This is a genomic window from Streptomyces roseofulvus (assembly GCF_039534915.1).
GTDB classification, from domain to species: Bacteria; Actinomycetota; Actinomycetes; order Streptomycetales; family Streptomycetaceae; genus Streptomyces; species Streptomyces roseofulvus.
In genome coordinates, this window is record NZ_BAAAWE010000001.1 from 5,273,438 (window position 1) to 5,290,510 (window position 17,073).

General features: G+C 72.1%; 11 protein-coding genes. 9 read left to right on the forward strand and 2 right to left on the reverse strand.

Translation table 11 applies throughout. The features are described 5' to 3' along the window. Positions 1-137: 137 nt before the first annotated feature. Entirely contained in the window at positions 138-560 is a 423-nt protein-coding gene (locus ABFY03_RS24555; protein WP_319012399.1) for an ATP-binding protein, read from the forward strand. A gap of 144 nt (positions 561-704) precedes the next feature. Then, entirely contained in the window at positions 705-3,290 is a 2,586-nt protein-coding gene (locus ABFY03_RS24560) for a SpoIIE family protein phosphatase (protein WP_346170862.1), read from the forward strand. Positions 3,291-3,306: 16 nt separating this feature from the next. Here the strand turns inward: ABFY03_RS24560 and ABFY03_RS24565 are convergent, their stop codons facing one another. Continuing rightward, positions 3,307-4,017 (reverse strand): PspA/IM30 family protein, encoded by a 711-nt coding sequence (locus ABFY03_RS24565; RefSeq protein ID WP_319012401.1) that lies wholly within the window; start codon positions 4,015-4,017, stop codon positions 3,307-3,309. Between the two features lie 50 nt (positions 4,018-4,067). After that, positions 4,068-6,167 carry a TPM domain-containing protein gene (locus ABFY03_RS24570; RefSeq protein WP_346170863.1) on the reverse strand — a complete coding sequence of 700 codons (2,100 nt, stop codon included), beginning with the start codon at positions 6,165-6,167 and terminating at the stop codon, positions 4,068-4,070. 147 nt (positions 6,168-6,314) lie between these two features. Here ABFY03_RS24570 and ABFY03_RS24575 point away from each other — a divergent pair, with 147 nt between their 5' ends. From ABFY03_RS24575 to ABFY03_RS24605, 7 genes are all read left to right on the forward strand, one after another. After that, positions 6,315-7,343, forward strand: coding sequence for a glycoside hydrolase family 18 protein (locus ABFY03_RS24575; RefSeq protein WP_319012403.1), 1,029 nt, complete (start codon positions 6,315-6,317; stop codon positions 7,341-7,343). Positions 7,344-7,443: 100 nt separating this feature from the next. Then, complete coding sequence (locus tag ABFY03_RS24580; RefSeq protein ID WP_346170864.1) at positions 7,444-8,214, forward strand: transglutaminase domain-containing protein; 771 nt, start codon at positions 7,444-7,446, stop codon at positions 8,212-8,214. Between the two features lie 155 nt (positions 8,215-8,369). Next, on the forward strand, positions 8,370-10,736 hold the full coding sequence (locus ABFY03_RS24585) for an ABC transporter family substrate-binding protein (protein WP_346170865.1): 2,367 nt from the start codon (positions 8,370-8,372) through the stop codon (positions 10,734-10,736). A 275-nt stretch (positions 10,737-11,011) separates the two neighbouring features. Next, on the forward strand, positions 11,012-12,913 hold the full coding sequence (gene typA / locus ABFY03_RS24590) for a translational GTPase TypA (RefSeq protein ID WP_346170866.1): 1,902 nt from the start codon (positions 11,012-11,014) through the stop codon (positions 12,911-12,913). Between the two features lie 453 nt (positions 12,914-13,366). Continuing rightward, positions 13,367-15,004: a peptide ABC transporter substrate-binding protein gene (locus ABFY03_RS24595; protein ID WP_319012407.1), complete on the forward strand. Its 1,638-nt coding sequence runs from the start codon at positions 13,367-13,369 to the stop codon at positions 15,002-15,004. A gap of 174 nt (positions 15,005-15,178) precedes the next feature. Then, positions 15,179-16,111 carry an ABC transporter permease gene (locus ABFY03_RS24600; protein WP_319012455.1) on the forward strand — a complete coding sequence of 311 codons (933 nt, stop codon included), beginning with the start codon at positions 15,179-15,181 and terminating at the stop codon, positions 16,109-16,111. Then, a complete protein-coding gene (locus ABFY03_RS24605) occupies positions 16,104-17,054 on the forward strand; it encodes an ABC transporter permease (RefSeq protein WP_319012408.1) in 951 nt (316 codons plus the stop codon). Before ABFY03_RS24600 ends, ABFY03_RS24605 begins: the two co-directional genes overlap by 8 nt. The last annotated feature ends 19 nt before the right edge of the window (positions 17,055-17,073 follow it).

A 17,073-nucleotide genomic window follows, 5' to 3' on the forward strand; every position in this document is an offset into this window, starting at 1 on the left:
ACGCCGTTCGTGCCACCGTGCGCCCGTGACCGCCCCTGGAGGGATATTTCGCCCTGAATTCCGGGTATGTCCCCATTGGTCCCTCGGGAGAGGGTGATCCTCTTCCTGCCGCACCACGGTTGGGGAAGTGATCGCGTGTGATCGACACCGACGGCGTCCGCGCCGAGTGGAACTTCCCGGCGGAGGCCGACGCCGTGCGCACCGCCCGCCACGCCGTCCGCGAGACCCTCCGCTCCTGGGAGGTCGACGCGGCCGTGGGGGACGTGGCCGTCCTGCTGGTCAGCGAGCTGGTCACCAACTCGCTGCGGTACGCCTCCGGGCCCATCGGCGTGCGGATCCTGCGGGCCGAAGGTGCCGCCACCGACCCGCCCCGGCACTCCGCGCTCCTCGTGGAGGTCTCCGATCCGCTTCCGGATCCGCCCACCGAGCGGCCCGCGGGACCCGACGACGAGGGGGGCCGCGGGCTCGGTCTGGTGGCCTGTTCCGCACGCCGCTGGGGGACCCGGCAGGGCGCCACCGGGAAAACCGTATGGTTCGAGCTGGCTCTCCCTGGTGAGTAAAGAGAGAGGGACGACGATCACCGGAGCGGGTCAGGAGCCGACCGAGACCACCCTGTGATCGTGGACGTCGTGCCGCCGGAGCCCGCGGTGCTGAATACTGCGGGCATGGCCGGTCCGGTGCGGTGAGCTGGAGGGGACGGTCGCGTGAGCGAGATATCCAGGACGACGGGCGGCGTCGTGTGGCAGAGCAGCCCGCCCGGTTCGATCTACGACTACATCCGGGTCGCCTCCTTCTCCCTCGGGCCCGACGGACGGGTCGACCAGTGGAGCAGCCGGGCGGCCGACCTCTTCGGCGTCACCGCCCAGGAGGCCCGCGGCAAGGACCCCGTCGAGGCGTTCATGCCCCCCGAGCTGCGCGATCGCGGCCACCAGCGGGTCAAGGAGATCCTCGACGGCCGCGAATGGACCGGCCTCGTCCCCTTCCGTATGCCCGGCCCCGCCGGAGCGCCGGAGCAGGACCGGCCGCACGGCATCGCCGAGATGTACGTGATGCCGAGCGAGACCGCGACCGGCGAACGGGCCGCCCTCTGCATCGTCGTCGACGTCCGGGCGCTGCGCCGGATCGAGACCGACCTCGCCGCCTCCCAGGCCATTTTCGGCCAATCACCCTTCGGCTTTCTGCTCTTCGGCACCGACCTCACCGTCAAGCGCGCCAACCAGCGCTTCGCCGCCGTCTTCGGCGGCGACGCCGACGACCACCGCGGCCGCGGCGTCCACGACTACCTCGCCAAGCCCGAGGCCGACCGGATGACCGCCGCCCTCCGCCGCGTCCTGGAGACCGGAGACTCCGTCACCGACCTCCGGATCACCGGCGCCGCGCCCGGCGCCCGGGTCCGCCGCCACTGGTCCATCAACCTCTACCGGGTGCACAGCGGCTCCGGCCGCCCGGTCGGCGTCGCCGGGCTCGGCATCGACGTCACCCGCCGGCAGAACGCGGCCCGCGAAGCCGCCAGCGCCCGCCGCAACCTCGCGCTCCTCAACGAGGCCGGATCCCGCATAGGGAACTCCCTCGACCTGGAGGCCACCGCCCGCGAGCTCCTCGACGTCGCCGTCCCCGGCTTCTGCGACCTCGCCTCCGTCGACCTCTACCAGGGGCTGCTCACCGGCGACGAGGCCCCGCCCGGCCGCTGGGGCAGCTCCCACGACGTCGGCTACGGCGCCGGCAGCGCCGAACTCCGCCGGGTCGCCTTCGCCAGCGCCGTCTCCGACACCCCCCTCAGGACCGACGAGGGCCACGGACCGGCCGGCGACGGCGGCGGCTCCGTCCCCATCCAGGTCGGCGCCGTCCACCGCTATCCCTTCAACTCGCCCGCCGCCGGAGCGCTGCGCACCGGCCGCGTGCGGAACGTGCCCGGCGACGAGGGCGACCTCGTCCACTCCACGCTGGCCGTCCCGATGGTCGCCCACGACACCGTCGTCGGCCTCGTGCAGTTCTCCCGCACCAAGGGCAGCGAACCCTTCGGCGACCGCGACCGGGCCCTCGCGGTGGAACTCGCCGCCCGCGCCGCCGTCTGCATCGACAACGCCCGCCTCTACCGCCGCGAGCACGAGCGGGCCCTCATCCTCCAGCGCAGCCTGCTCCCGCCCGGCGACCCCGTGGCCGCCGGACTCGACATCGCCTGCCGCTACCTCCCCGGCACCGACGCCACCGAGGTCGGCGGCGACTGGTTCGACGTCATCGAACTCCCCGGCCACCGCACCGCCCTGGTCATCGGCGACGTCATGGGCCGCGGCCTGCGCGCCGCCGTCGCCATGGGCGAACTGCGTACCGCCGTGCGCACCCTCGCGCAGCTCGACCTCGAACCCGCCGAGGTCCTCTCGCACCTCGACGAGATCGCCCGCGGCCTCGGCGCCCCCATCGGCGCCCAGCAGTCCCGGGCGAACAAGAACCGCGGCCCCGAACTCTCCGAGGTCTACCTCGCCACCTGCGTCTACGCCGTCTACGACCCGGTGACCAGACGCTGCACCTTCGCCAACGCCGGCCACCTCCCGCCGGTCCTCGTCGAACCGGGCGAGGACGCCCTGCTCCTCGACGTGCCCCCGGGGATGCCGCTGGGCGTCGGCGGCGAACCCTTCGAGGAGGTCGAGGTCGAACTCCCCGAGGGCTCCCTCCTCGCCCTCTACACCGACGGCCTCGTCGAATCCCGCGACCACCCCCTCGACGAGGGACTCGGCGCCTTCAAGCGGGCCCTCGCCGACCGGGCCCGACCCCTGGAGGACGTCTGCGACCGGGTCCTCTCCACCCTCGACACCGGCCACGGCGAGGACGACATCGCCCTCCTGATGGCCCGTATCCGGGGACTGCCCGCCGAGGCCGTGGGGGACTGGCGGCTGCCCCGGGAGCCCCGCTCCGTCGGCCGCGCCCGCGAGCTCGCCCGGACCCAGCTCACCGCCTGGGGCCTCGACGCGCTCGTCGACACCGTCGAACTGCTCGTCAGCGAGCTCGTCACCAACGCGCTGCGGTACGGCGAGGGCGAGATACGGCTCCGGCTGCTGCGCGACCGCACCCTGGTCTGCGAGGTCTGGGACGCCGGCCTGGTCCAGCCGCGCCGCCGCCGCGCCAAGGACACCGACGAGGGCGGCCGCGGCCTCCAGCTCGTCGGGCTGCTCTCCGCCTCCTGGGGCTCGCGCCGCACCCCGCGCGGCAAGACCGTCTGGTTCGAGCTGGCCCTCCCCGGCGGCGGGCCCACGGCCGAACCGACCGTGGACCAGCTCCTCAGCATGTTCTGAGCGGCGCGGGAGCGGCTCAGGCCGCCTTGAGCGCGGCCAGCCGGGCCGCGATCTCCGCCTCGTCCCCGAGCGCGTCCAGCTGCTCGAACTGGGCGTCCAGCGAGGACGCGGCCAGCTCCTGCTTGCCGAGGGCCCGCGCCTCCTCCCGCCGCACCTTGTCCTCGAAGCGGCTCAGCTCGCTCGTCGGGTCCAGCACGTCGATGTCCTTCACCGCGTCCATCATCGTGTTCTGCGCCTGCGCCGACCTGGCACGGGCGACCAGCTCGTCCCGCTTGGCCCGCAGCTCGGCCAGCTTGGCCCTCATCTGGTCCAGCCCGGAGGTCAGCCGGGACACCACCTCGGTCTGCGCGGCGATCGTCGGCTCGGCCGTCCTCGCCTCCTTCTCGGACTGGAGCTGGCGGCCCAGGGCGACCTTGGCGAGGTTGTCGAAGCGGTCCGCCTCCGCCGTCCGCCCGCCGCTCCGGAGCTCGTCCGCCTTCCGGCTGGCGGCCAGCGCCTTCCCGCCCCACTCGGCGGCCGCCGCCACGTCCTCCGCGTGGTCCTGCTCCATCAGCCGCAGGTTGCCGATGGTCGCCGCCACGGCCTCCTCGGCCTCCGTGATGTTGCCCGAGTAGTCGCGGATCAGCTGGTCCAGCATCTTCTGCGGGTCCTCCGCCTGGTCGAGGAGGGCGTTGATGTTCGCCTTCGCCAGCTGGGTGACGCGGCCGAGGACGGTCTGCTTGCTCATGCACTGCTCCTTGCAGAGTCGTACGAGGTGGGGTGCTGTGGACGTGGACATCAGAAGCGGCCTCCGCCGCCCCGCCGGCCGCGCGTGCCGCTGCCGCCGAAGCTGCCCGGCCCGCCGCCGAAACCTCCGCCCCCGAAGCCGCCCCCGAGACCGCCACCGCGCCCGCCCCCTCCCCTTCCGGAACCCCCGCCGAACAGCCCGCCGAGGATGATGCCGCCGAGCACGGCGCCGCCGAGGCCGCCGCCCGCGCTCCCTCCCCCTCCTGTTACACCGCCCAGCCCGTTCGGGTTCCCGTACCGGCGCACGTCCTGCTCGGCGAGCTCCTGCGCCCGCCGGGCCAGCGCGTCCGCCTGCCGCGCCTCCGCCAGTGCCGCCTGCGGCTCGTCCGCCGCCAGCTCCCGCGCCCGCTCGACGCGCCGCCGGGCCTCCGCGAGCCGGGTCCTGGCCTCGCTGCCCACGGCCCCGCGATGGGTCTGGACGTAGTCCGCGGCCGCTCCGAGCTCCGAACGGGCCGTCAGCAGCACCTGCTCCAGGAGTGCGCGGGCGCGCGCGTCGCCGGACTCGCGCTCCCGCGCGCCGGCCAGCGCCGCGTCGAGCGCCGTGTCCGCCTCCTCGATCCGCCGCAGCGCGTCCAGCGGGTCGTACCGCCCCGCCTCCACCGCCCGCCGCACCTCCGCCGCCACCGCCTCCGCGCGGGCGATCCGGCCCCGCAGCCCGCCCGTCGAGGCGCCCTCCGCGGCCCCTTCGAGGAGGCCCCGGGCCTCCGCCAGGTCGGCGTCGGTCTCGGTGAGCGCGCCCGGCAGCCGCTCCTCCGCGTCGGTCAGTTCCCGCGCCCGCCGGTCCACCGCCTCGATCAGCCGGGCCGCCTGGTCGACCGCGCCCTCGGCGGCCCGCACGTGCACGGCCGCGGCGCCGGTGTCGCCGCCGTCGACGGACTGGCGGGCCTGGTTGATGTGGGTGGTGGCGAAGACGAGCCGGTCCTTGGCCTGTTCGACGTCGCCGGCGACCGGCGAGGCCGCGGACTCGGGGTACCGCTCGCGCATCGCGGCCAGCGCCGCCTCGGCGCCGGAGACCCGGCCGGTCTGCTCGCGGAAGGCGGTCTCGACGGCGGCCAGCGCCTCGGGCGCGGTCCGCTCCAGGGCCCGGAGCCGGTCGAAGTCCTCGGTCTCCGCGTCGAGCCGGGCGTCCGCCTCGGCGCAGCGGCGCAGGATCTCCTCCAGCATCGAGCGCCGGGTGGGCTCGTCCTCGGGAAAGGAGTCGTCGAGCCGCTGCCGCAGCCGGAAGGAGGCGGTCAGCTGCTCCTTGGCGAAGCCCACGGCCTCCTCGAAGGGGCGGGTGGCCTCCTCGCCGAACTGGGCGGTGGCGAAGCCCAGTTCCTCCTCGCTGGTGCGGACGGCGTCGTCGGTGGCGACCAGCGTCCGGCGGGCCCGCCCGTCCAGCTCCTCCAGGGACGGCCCCGAGGGCTGCGCGCCCCGGCCCCACCCCTGGCCGCCGCCGGGCGTGGTGCGGGTCGCGGTCCGCCGGCGCCGGCGGGTGTACGCGTACGCGGCGACCGCCCCGGCGCCGCCGATGAGGGCGACCGGCAGGATCAGGTCGGTGGCGGAGGTCTCGTCGGTGCCGCCCGGGTCGGCGGGGCCGGGGGTGATCTCCGGGGCGGGGACGGGCCGGCCGGCCAGGACGGCGGCGTATCCGTCGGCCGCGCCGATCGCGGCGCCCGCCCAGTCGTTCTCCCGGAGCGCGGGCTCGACGGCGGTGGTGGCCACGTCGTCGAGCTGTGCCTGGGTGAGGCGGGAGCCGGGGTCGGCGGAGTAGCCGTACCGCCGGTCGTGGGTGGCGACGGCGAGCAGCACGTCGTCGCGGCCGAGGCCGTTGCGCTCGGCGGTGGCGTCCGCCCAGTCCTGCCCGGAGCGGCCGGAGAAGTCCCGTACGTAGACCACGAAGAGCTGGATCCGGCGGTCGTCGTAGAGCCGGTCGAGGGCCTCGGCGACCTCGGGGCGCCGGTCGCGGAGGGCGCCGACCCGGTCGAGGATCTGCCCGTCGGCGGGGAGGACGACGGGGTCGTCGGCGCGGGCGCCGGCCGCGGCGGGCACGACCGGCCACCACACCGCCACCAGCACCGCGAGCAGGGCTCGGATGGCTGTTCGGGTCACAGAAGGGAGGTTATGTACGGGTATGCGGCCTCGCGACCGGACGGGCGCCGCCGGAACCCGACCGCGGTGTTCGTACGTCCGTGTCAGTGCCGATCTTCACGAGGGTCTCCGGCGGGCGGGGAGGCCCCTGACGCTCTGGGGGCACGGATGGACGGACGGCTGAAGCGGGTGTGGCGCAAGGGGCGCTGGTGGGCGCTGGGGCTGGTGCTGCTGCTCGTGGTGCCGCCGCTCTTCGGCGCGCTGGCCCTGCGCGTCAGCTACGCGGGCGACCTCCGCGACGACGCCCGCACGCGCGGCCGGGACGCGTACTGGATCGGGCACGCGTGGGTGGACGGCCGGAAGAAGGACGCCGACCTGAAGGCCCTCGCCGCGCGGCTGAAGGGCACCGGGATCAAGGACCTGTACGTGCACGCCGGCCCGCTCGAACACGACGGCACCCTGCCCGCCGCCCGGCACCCGCGCGCGCGGTGGCTGACCGACGGCGTCCACCGCGAGCTGCCCGGCGTACGGGTCCAGGCGTGGCTCGGCGACGTGCTCGCGAACGACGGCCCGACCGGTCTGCGGCTCTCCGACGCCCGCTCCCGCGACGCCGTCACGGCCTCCGCCCGCCAGGTCCTCGACGCCGGCTTCGACGGCGTCCACTTCGACCTGGAGCCGCTCCAGTCCGGCGACGCCGACTACCTCGTCCTGCTCGACGGCCTCGGGAGGCTGACCCGGGAGCGGAAGGCGCTGCTCTCCGTCGCCGCCCACCAGATCGACCCGCTGCCGGGCGCCCACTCCGCGCTCGGCCTCTTCTCGGACCAGGGCAAGTGGTGGTCGCAGGAGTACTTCGGCGAGGTGGCCCGGCGGGTGGACCAGATCGCCGTGATGTCGTACGACACCTGGATGCCGCTGGAGAGCCTGTACGGCGGGTACGTGGCCCAGCAGACCGCGCTCGCCCTGGAGGTCACCCCGAAGAGCACCGACCTGCTCATGGGGCTGCCCTTCTTCCACGAGGACGACCTGGGCCACCACGAGAACGCGGAGACCGTCGCCGCCGGCGTCCGGGGCGTCCGCCTCGGCCTCGGCCGCACCGACCCGGGCCGCGAGCGCTTCGGCGTCGCCCTGTACGTCGACTTCGCGGAGGAGCCCGGCGACTGGGCCGCCTACCGCGCCGGCTGGCTCCGCACGGGCTGACCGGCGGCCGCACGCGCGCGGGGACCCCCTCGCACGCGCGCGTGCGAGGGGGAGGAGGATGGCGGCGGCGCACGACCGCCGACCGAGGGGGAGCACCGTCATGACCAGCCGCCTGCTGATGCCCGTCCGGAGCCGCGGGGCCGCCCGCCCCGCCGCCGTGGAGCCCGCCGCCGACCCGACCCCGGGCTCGACCCGGCCGACCGCGGTCCTGGACCTCGCGCACCCGCTCACCGTCGCCTTCACCGCGCGCGTGCGGGAGGAGGCCGCCGCACGGGGCGACCGGACCGACCGGGAGCGCCTCCGGACGGCGCACCGGCTGCTCGTGGCCGAGGTCCGGCCGGTCTACTCGGTGGAGGACCGGCGCCGGGTCTCCCGCACCCTGCGGCTCGGCCGCGGTTCGTGCAGCCAGCGGATGGCCGTCCTGGAGGCGGTCGCCCGGTCGCTGGGCACCGCCACGCGCGTGCGCGGGCTGCTGGTGGACGGTTCCTTCTGGTACCCGCGCTTCCCGCGGCTGCGGCCCTTCGTCCCGGCAGAGGTGCTGCTCGCCTGGCCGGAGTTCCGCCTGGACGGCGGGTGGGTGCCGATCACCGGCCTCTTCGACCACGCCGGCCCGTCGGGGGAGGGCGGTTTCGCCAACACCGGCGCCGAGACGCTCTTCGAGGCCGTGGCCCGCACCAGGGTCGAGTGGGACGCCCCGGCGGCCTGCGACGGCGTCTCCGGCGCCTGTGACCTCTCCGCCCACCTCCTGGCCGACCTGGGCCGCTTCGGCTCCCGCGACGAGCTGTTCGCCCGGCACGGGCAGACCCTCTGCGTGCCCGCCCGCACGCTGGCCGAGCCGGTCCTCGGGCGCTGGGGCGCGGGAGCCGCGTAAGACCGGTCCGGCGGCCCGGCGTTGGGCCGCACGAGTGGGTTTGCCGGGCCGCTCGCCGTGTCGGCGGGGCCTCGTCCGCCGGGTGCCGTTCAGTGGGATGACCAATAGGTCTGATCATCTCCAAATGGCACAAAAACGGACGAAGGGGTAAAAGCATGTCCCAGGTCGGCGCCCCCCAGGGGAGGACATGGGCCGGTCCGTCCAGGAGCCCCCGCTCCCGGACCCTCCGCTCCGTCGCCACCCTCACCAGCGCGGTCCTCGCCGTCACCGTCCTCGCCGGATGCAGCTCCGACGACGACGCCGACGCCGCCCCGGCCGCCGCCCAGGACAACGCGCCCACCGCGCGCGCCATGGTCGACGACGGCGGCACCCTGCGCTGGGCGGTGGACGCCCTGCCGGCCACCTTCAACGCCTTCCAGGCCGACGCCGACGCCACCACCGGCCGCGTCGCGGGCGCCGTCCTGCCGGCCCTGCACACCCTGGACGAGCGCGGCCGGCCCCGGCTCAACCCGGACTACCTGGAGACCGCCGAGGTCGTCGAGACCGAGCCCCGCCAGGTCGTCCTCTACAAGCTCAACCAGCAGGCCGTCTGGAGCGACGGGCGGGAGATCGGCGCCGCCGACTTCGTCGCCCAGTGGCGCGCCCTCAGCGGCCGCGACACCGCCTACTGGACGGCCAGGAACGCCGGCTACGAGCGGATCGAGAAGATCGAGAAGGGCAAGAACGACCTGGAGGTCCGGGTCACCTTCGCCAAGCCCTACGCCGACTGGCGCTCCCTCTTCACCCCCCTCTACCCCAAGCAGGTGATGGGCTCCCCGAACTCCTTCAACGACGGGGCCCGCACCACCCTCAAGGCCACCGCAGGACCGTTCCTGCTGAGCAAGGTGGACCGGAAGACCGGCGACCTCACCCTCGCCCGGAACCCCCGCTGGTGGGGGCAGCCCGCCAAGCTCGACAGCCTCGTCCTGCGGGCCGTCCCGCGCTCCGGCCGCGAGGCCGCCCTGGCGAGCGGGAAGCTCGACCTGGCCGAGATCGACCGGTCCACCGCCGAGCGGATCGCCCTCGCCCTCAAGGACGCCGACGCCGGCCGCAGCGGCGCCCAGGCCGCCCGGCTGCACGGCCCCGGCTCCGCGATCACCCCCGGCAAGGCCCTCGGCTCCTGGGCGCTCGCCCACGGCTCCGACGAGGAACTGGCCGAGGAGGTCAGGGCCGCCCGCGCCGAGAACCAGGCCGCCGTCGCCCGCTACGCCAAGGCCCAGGACACCCTCGCCGGCTACGTCGTCCGCAAGTCCCTGGAGCCCGCCTACACCCAGCTCTCCCTCAACGGCGAGTCCGGGCCGCTCGCCGACGAGCGGGTCCGCCGCGCGGTCGCCCGCGCCATCGACCGCCGGGAGCTGGCCGAATCCGTGCTCAAGCCGCTCGGCCTCCCGGCCGAGCCGCCCGGCAGCCACCTCGCCCTGGCCGGCCAGGCCGCCTACGCCGACAGCAGCGACGCCCTCGGCGACCAGGACACCAAGGAGGCCCGCGCGCTCCTCGCCGACGCCGGCTGGGTCCCCGGCGGCGCCCAGAAGAAGCCGGCCGGCACCGAGGCCGGCTCCGAGGCGGAGAAGAAGACCGGCAAGAAGGCCGGGGAGCCCGAGGCCGACGCCAAGAAGAAGGCGGAGAGCGGCGACACCGCCTCCGACGACGGCCTCTACATCGTCGGCGACGACAAGCCCGGCGAACTCCCCGCCGCCCCCCGGATCGGCCCCGGCGGCCCCGAGAGCACCCGCGTCCTCGCCCCCGCCCCCGCCGCCGCCCGGGAGAGCGCCGCCCTCCTCGCCCGCGCCGAGGCCCTCGACACCGGCGCCCGCGCCGCCGCCCAGCCCGGCAACGGCAAGCCCGACAAGGGCGTCGCCGGCGCCTACGCCCCCATGGGCAGCGCCGCCCCGGCCGCCGTCCCCGCCGCCTCCCAGGCCCTCGGCAAGGACGGCAAGGCCCTCAGCCTCCGCTTCGTCCTGCCCTCCGGACCCGGCTCGGAGACGCTGCGGGCGGTCGGCGACCGGATCGTCCGGATGCTCGACGCGGTCGGGATCCGTACCGAGATCACCAAGGTCTCGGACGAGAGCTTCTTCAAGGACCACATCGCCTCCGGCGACTACGACCTGGCCCTCTACTCCTGGCCCGCCTCCGCCTACCCGGCGACCGACGCCCGGCCGATCTTCGCCAAGCCCGAGCCCGCCTCGGACGGCTCCCTGCTGGTCGAGCAGAACTACTCGCGGGTCGGCACCGACCGGATCGACCAGCTCTTCGACCAGGCGGCCGCCACCCTCGACGAGGAGGAGGCGGGCGAGCTGATCCGCCAGGCCGACGCCCGGATCTGGGCCGCGGCCGGCTCCATCCCGCTGTACCAGCGCCCCCAGCTGGTGGCGGCCAGGAAGGACGTGGTGAACGCCGGCGCCTGGGGCTTCGCCGCCCCGCAGTACCAGGACATCGGTTTCAAGAAGAGCGAAACTGCCAAGGGTAGCCCGTCGAATCGCTGAAACCACAGGTCACAACCTCAGAAGCAGCTCAAGTTCCTTGCCCGCCGGTGACCCCGGCGGGCAGGATCGCGTCGGCCCCTTGACCCGGGCGGCATGACTTTCCCCACACCCTGTGACCCACCCTGAAACGTCCCAGTAGACCCTCTCGGATCGATCCGGGGAAGCCCCTTGCACGGCAGCCCCGTACCATAGGACATAGCCGTGGCGCGTCCGCCCGGCGGGCGTAAGAGGAACTGACGCCGATTCCCACGATCCGAGAGAAGCGCAAGCCACCCATGCCCACGCGCCACGACATCCGTAACGTCGCCATCGTCGCCCACGTCGACCACGGCAAGACGACCATCGTCGACGCCATGCTCAAGCAGGCCGGTGCCTTCGCCGCCCACCAGCAGCTCGACGACCGCATGATGGACTCGAACGACCTGGAGCGTGAGAAGGGCATCACGATCCTCGCCAAGAACACGGCGGTGAAGTACCACCCCAAGGACGGCGGGGCCCCGATCACGATCAACATCATCGACACCCCCGGCCACGCCGACTTCGGTGGCGAGGTCGAGCGCGGTCTGTCGATGGTCGACGCCGTCGTCCTCCTGGTGGACGCCTCCGAGGGTCCGCTCCCGCAGACCCGCTTCGTGCTGCGCAAGGCCCTCCAGCAGCGCAAGCCCGTCATCCTCTGCATCAACAAGACGGACCGCCCGGACTCCCGGATCGACGAGGTCGTCAACGAGACCTACGACCTCTTCCTCGACCTGGACGCCGACGAGGACCAGATCGAGTTCCCGATCGTCTACGCGTGCGGCCGTGACGGCGTCGCCTCGCTGACCAAGCCGGAGGACGGCACGGTCCCGCAGGACTCCGACAACCTGGAGCCGTTCTTCTCCACCATCCTGGAGCACGTCCCGGCCCCGTCGTACGACGAGGAGGCGCCGCTCCAGGCGCACGTCACCAACCTCGACGCCGACAACTTCCTCGGCCGCATCGCGCTGCTCCGCGTCGAGCAGGGCGAGCTGCGCAAGGGCCAGACGGTCGCGTGGATCAAGCGGGACGGCACGATCTCCAACGTCCGCATCACCGAGCTGATGATGACCGAGGCGCTCACCCGCAAGCCGGCCGAGGTCGCCGGCCCCGGTGACATCTGCGCCGTCGCCGGCATCCCGGACATCATGATCGGCGAGACCCTGGCCGACCCGGAGAACCCGATCGCGCTCCCGCTGATCACGGTCGACCAGCCGGCCATCTCCATGACCATCGGCACCAACACCTCGCCGCTCGTCGGCCGCGGCGGCACCGGCAAGGGCGCCGACGCCAAGTCCGCCGTGAAGGACCGCAAGGTCACCGCCCGCCAGGTGAAGGACCGCCTGGACCGCGAGCTCGTCGGCAACGTCTCGCTCCGCGTCCTGGAGACCGAGCGCCCGGACGCCTGGGAGGTCCAGGGCCGCGGTGAGCTCGCGCTCGCCATCCTGGTCGAGCAGATGCGCCGCGAGGGCTTCGAGCTCACCATCGGCAAGCCGCAGGTCGTCACCAAGGAGGTCGACGGCAAGATCCACGAGCCCGTCGAGCGCCTCACGGTCGACGTCCCCGAGGAGCACATGGGCGCCGTCACCCAGCTCATGGGCGTCCGCAAGGGCCGCATGGACAACATGTCGAACCACGGCTCCGGCTGGGTCCGCATGGAGTTCGTCGTCCCGTCGCGCGGTCTCATCGGCTTCCGTACCGAGTTCCTGACCCAGACCCGCGGCACCGGCATCGGGCACTCGATCCACGAGGGCCACGAGCCGTGGTTCGGCCCGCTCCAGACCCGTAACAACGGCTCCCTGGTGGCCGACCGCGCGGGTGCCGTCACCGCCTTCGCGATGACCAACCTGCAGGAGCGCGGCGTCCTGTTCACCGACCCCGGCACCGAGGTGTACGAGGGCATGATCGTCGGCGAGAACTCGCGCTCCGACGACATGGACGTGAACATCACCAAGGAGAAGAAGCTCACGAACATGCGGTCCTCGTCGGCCGACTCGTTCGAGGCGATCGTCCCGCCGCGCAAGCTCTCCCTGGAGCAGTCCCTGGAGTTCTGCCGCGACGACGAGTGCGTCGAGGTCACCCCGGAGGCCGTCCGCATCCGCAAGGTCGTCCTGGACCAGAAGGAGCGCGCCCGCTCCGCCTCGCGCGCCAAGAACGCCTGAGTCGCGCCGCCGGCCCGACGGCCGGCGGACGACCCCCGGGATCGGCTGAGCCGCATCTCACACGCAGGGCCTGGCCACTCGCACAATGTGCGAGTGGCCAGGCCCTTTTCGTCAAACGCATTGCCCCCGCCCGGCGTCCGGAATCCGGTCATCGCTCTCCGGTACGTGTGTTAACGGTCCGTTTCGGGGGTGTCTGTCTGTGCTCAGTTTGTCCGGATTTCGGTCTTCGCGGCCTAGGTGATGTTGTCAAAACGAGACCACTTAAGTGTGGTTTACAGCCCGGACGTACTTAATAGTTGGCTCCATTGAGCTCGGGTCAATGGGTCACGCACTGTGGGGAGTGCCGACTCACGAGCACACTCGGGGTACCGGGGGATCAACGCCGTCAGGGGTGTCGGCAGGTCTCGAAGTGCCCTTCTTGTAGTGACAAGTGGACTCATGAGGAGGAAACCCATGCGCGGTGCCAAGAGCGCCAAGTGGGTAACGGGCGCGATCATCGTCGCCCTGGCTGCGACCGCCTGTGGCGGGGGCAAGAGCGAAGGCGGCAACGACGCCAAGGGCAAGGTCGACCCGAACGGCATCTTCTCGATCGAGGTCGGCGAGCCGGAGAAGCCGCTGCTGACCGGTGACACCATGGAGTCCAACGGCTCCATCGTCATGGCCGGCCTGTTCTCGACCCTGGTCGACTACAAGGCCGACGGCTCGCTCGAGATGATCAACGCCGAGTCGGTCACCACCACCGACTCGAAGCTGTGGACCGTCAAGCTCAAGAAGGGCTGGAAGTTCCACGACGGCACCCCGGTCACCGCCAAGTCCTTCGTGGACGCGTGGAACTGGAACGCCAACGTCGAGAACGCCCAGGGCCTGGCCTCCTGGTACGCCGACATCAAGGGCTTCGAGAAGGTCCACCCGGAGGCGGAGGGCGCCAAGCCCACCTCCAAGACCCTCGACGGCCTGAAGGTCCTCGACGAGAACACCTTCACCATCGAGCTCGCGAAGCCGGTTCCGTACTTCGCCCACAAGCTCGCCTACATCTCCTTCGCCCCGCTCCCCGAGTCCTTCTTCAAGGACCCGGAGGCCGCCGGCCAGAAGCCGGTCGGCAACGGTCCCTACAAGTTCAAGAGCTGGGACCACAAGAAGCAGATCGAGATCGTCCGTTACGACGGCTACACCGGCCCGAACAAGGCGAAGAACGGCGGTGTGGTCTTCAAGAACTACACCACCCTCGAGGCCGCGTACGAGGACCTGAAGTCGGGCAACGTCGACGTCCTGCGCCAGCTCGCCCCGAAGGACCTCCCGGTCTACCGCTCGGACCTCGGCGACCGCGCCGTGGACCAGCCGTACTCCGCGATCCAGACGGTCGCCGTCGCCTTCTACGCCGACCAGTGGAAGAAGCCGAAGCAGGTCGACCCGAAGGTCATCCAGGGCCTCTCGATGGCCATCGACCGCGCCACGATCACCAAGACGGTGCTCAACGGCACCCGCGAGCCCGCCACCGGCTGGGTCGCCCAGGGCGTGCTCGGCTACCAGCCGAACGCGGTCGAGGTCACCAAGTTCGACCCCGCCAAGGCCAAGGAGCTCATCAAGGCCGGCGGCGGCGTCCCGAACAACAAGATCTCCATCCAGTACAACGCCGACGGCGGTCACAAGGAGTGGGTGGAGGCTGTCTGCAACTCCATCACCCAGGCCACCAGCGTCGAGTGCGTCGGCGACGGCAAGCCGGACTTCCAGGCCGACCTCCAGGCTCGTAAGAACCAGCAGGTCAAGTCCCTGTACCGCTCCGGCTGGGTGCTCGACTACCCGGTGAACGCCAACTTCATCTCGGACCTGTTCCGCACGGGTGCGGGCGGCAACCAGGGCGGCTTCTCCAACAAGGAGCTGGACGCCAAGATCGCCAAGGCCGACTCCGCCAAGACCCTTGAGGAGTCCGTCAAGGAGTACCAGGCGATCGAGAAGGACCTGGTGAACTACATGCCGTCCATCCCGCTCTGGTACTACAAGGTCAACGCGGGCTACTCGGAGAAGGTCTCCGGCGTGGCGTACGGCCAGGACGGCGACCCGATCCTGACCGGCGTCGAGGTCAAGAAGTAATCACCCGAGCGTAGTCCGCATGCCGTCACGGGACTTGGCGGATCGTCAAGTCCCGTCTCGGTGCCTTACGCAGTGGCTGGGGGGCCCTCCCGTGGCATCACGCTGTCCGAAACCGGGCAGCCATGCCGCGGGAGGGCCCGTCGGCTGCGGCCGTCACATCTCAACGGAGGCATGATGGGGCGCTATGTCGCACGACGACTGCTCCAGATGATCCCGGTCTTCTTCGGGACAACCCTGCTGATCTTCCTCATGGTCTACAGCCTGCCCGGCGACCCCGTGGCCGGACTGTTCGGCGACAAGGGCGCCAGCCCGTCGACCATCGAGGCGATCAGGCACAAGCTCGGTCTCGACCAGCCACTGTGGAAGCAGTACTGGGACTACATGACCGGCATCATCCTGCACTTCGACTTCGGGACGCAGATCCGCAACGATCGCCCCGTGACCGAGGTGCTGGGCGACGCGTTCCCGGTCACGCTCCAGCTGGCCACCCTGGCCTTCGCGTTCGAGCTGATCTTCGGCATCGGCCTCGGCATCATCGCCGGCCTCCGTGCCGGCCGCCTGGCCGACAACGCCATCCTGATCTTCACCCTGCTGATCATCTCGATCCCGGTCTTCGTGCTCGGCTTCCTCATCAAGATGGTCTTCGCGTTCAACCTGGGCTGGATCGAACCGAACGTCAGCAACGACCAGTTGTGGTCCGAGATGATCGCCCCGGCCGTCGTGCTCGGTGGTCTCTCACTCGCCTACGTGGCCCGCCTCACCCGCACCTCCATGGCGGAGAACCTGCGCGCCGACTACATGCGCACGGCCATCGCCAAGGGTCTGCCGAGGCGCCGGGTCATCGGCGTCCACCTCATGCGCAACTCGATGATCCCGGTCGTCACCTTCCTCGGCACCGACATCGGCGCCCTCATGGGCGGTGCGATCGTCACCGAGCGCATCTTCAACGTGAAGGGCGTCGGCGGCCTCATCGCCGAGTCGATCACGCGGCGCGAGGGCACCACCCTGGTCGGCCTCGTCACCGTCCTGGTGATCGTCTACCTCGTCACCAGCCTGCTCATCGACCTGCTGTACGCGGTCCTGGACCCGAGGATCCGGTATGCCTGACGTGACCAAGACCGCCGCCGTCGAAGACGCCGTCGCACCCCCCTCGGCGACGGAGCCGAAGGGCGCGCCCAAGCCGGAGAAGGCCCGCTCCCTCTGGGGCGACGCCTGGGCGGACCTGCGCCGCAACCCGTACTTCCTCGTCTCGTCGGTGCTCATCGCCTTCCTGCTGCTGATCTCCGCCTGGCCGAGCCTCTTCACCAGCGCCTCGCCCACCACGGGTGACCTCGTGAAGCACTTCCTGGGCAAGCCCGAGCTGGGCAACATCGGTTCCGAGGGCTGGTTCGGCTACGACCAGCAGGGCCGTTCCGTGTACGCCCGCCTGATCCACGGCACCCGTGCCTCGATCATCGTCGGCATCTGCGTCACCCTCATCGTCACCGTCGTCGGCGGTCTGATGGGCATGATCGCCGGCTACTTCGGCGGCGTCTGGGACGCGGTCCTCTCCCGGATCACCGACATCTTCTTCGGCATCCCGTTCCTGCTCGGTGCCATGGTCGTCCTGCAGTCCTTCACGGAGCGCACCGTCTGGGTGGTCGTCGGGGCCCTGGCCTTCCTCGGCTGGACCCAGATGGCCCGCGTCATGCGCGGCGCCGTGATCACCGTCAAGCAGGCCGACTACGTCCACGCGGCCAAGGCCCTCGGCGCCGGCACCCCCCGGATCCTCTTCCGGCACATCCTGCCGAACGCCATGGCCCCCGTGATCGTCGTCGCCACCATCGCGCTCGGCGGCTACATCTCGGCCGAGGCCACCCTGTCCTACCTGGGCCTGGGTCTCGCCTCGCCGACCGTCTCGTGGGGCGTCGACGTCTCCACCGCGGTCGACCAGATCCGCGTCGCTCCGCACGTCCTGCTCTGGCCGTCGATCATGCTGAGCATCACCGTCCTGGCGTTCATCATGCTCGGCGAAGCCGTTCGCAACGCCCTCGACCCCAAGCTGCGCTGAGGAGGGCGTAAACCGTGAG

Coding starts and splice junctions, on each gene's coding strand:
- ABFY03_RS24595 (WP_319012407.1), top strand. CDS start 13,367: ATGCGCGGTGCCAAGAGCGCCAAGTGGGTAACGGGCGCGATCATCGTC.
- ABFY03_RS24565 (WP_319012401.1), bottom strand. CDS start 4,017: ATGAGCAAGCAGACCGTCCTCGGCCGCGTCACCCAGCTGGCGAAGGCG.
- ABFY03_RS24580 (WP_346170864.1), top strand. CDS start 7,444: ATGACCAGCCGCCTGCTGATGCCCGTCCGGAGCCGCGGGGCCGCCCGC.
- ABFY03_RS24575 (WP_319012403.1), top strand. CDS start 6,315: ATGGACGGACGGCTGAAGCGGGTGTGGCGCAAGGGGCGCTGGTGGGCG.
- ABFY03_RS24585 (WP_346170865.1), top strand. CDS start 8,370: ATGTCCCAGGTCGGCGCCCCCCAGGGGAGGACATGGGCCGGTCCGTCC.
- ABFY03_RS24600 (WP_319012455.1), top strand. CDS start 15,179: ATGGGGCGCTATGTCGCACGACGACTGCTCCAGATGATCCCGGTCTTC.
- ABFY03_RS24605 (WP_319012408.1), top strand. CDS start 16,104: ATGCCTGACGTGACCAAGACCGCCGCCGTCGAAGACGCCGTCGCACCC.
- typA (WP_346170866.1), top strand. CDS start 11,012: ATGCCCACGCGCCACGACATCCGTAACGTCGCCATCGTCGCCCACGTC.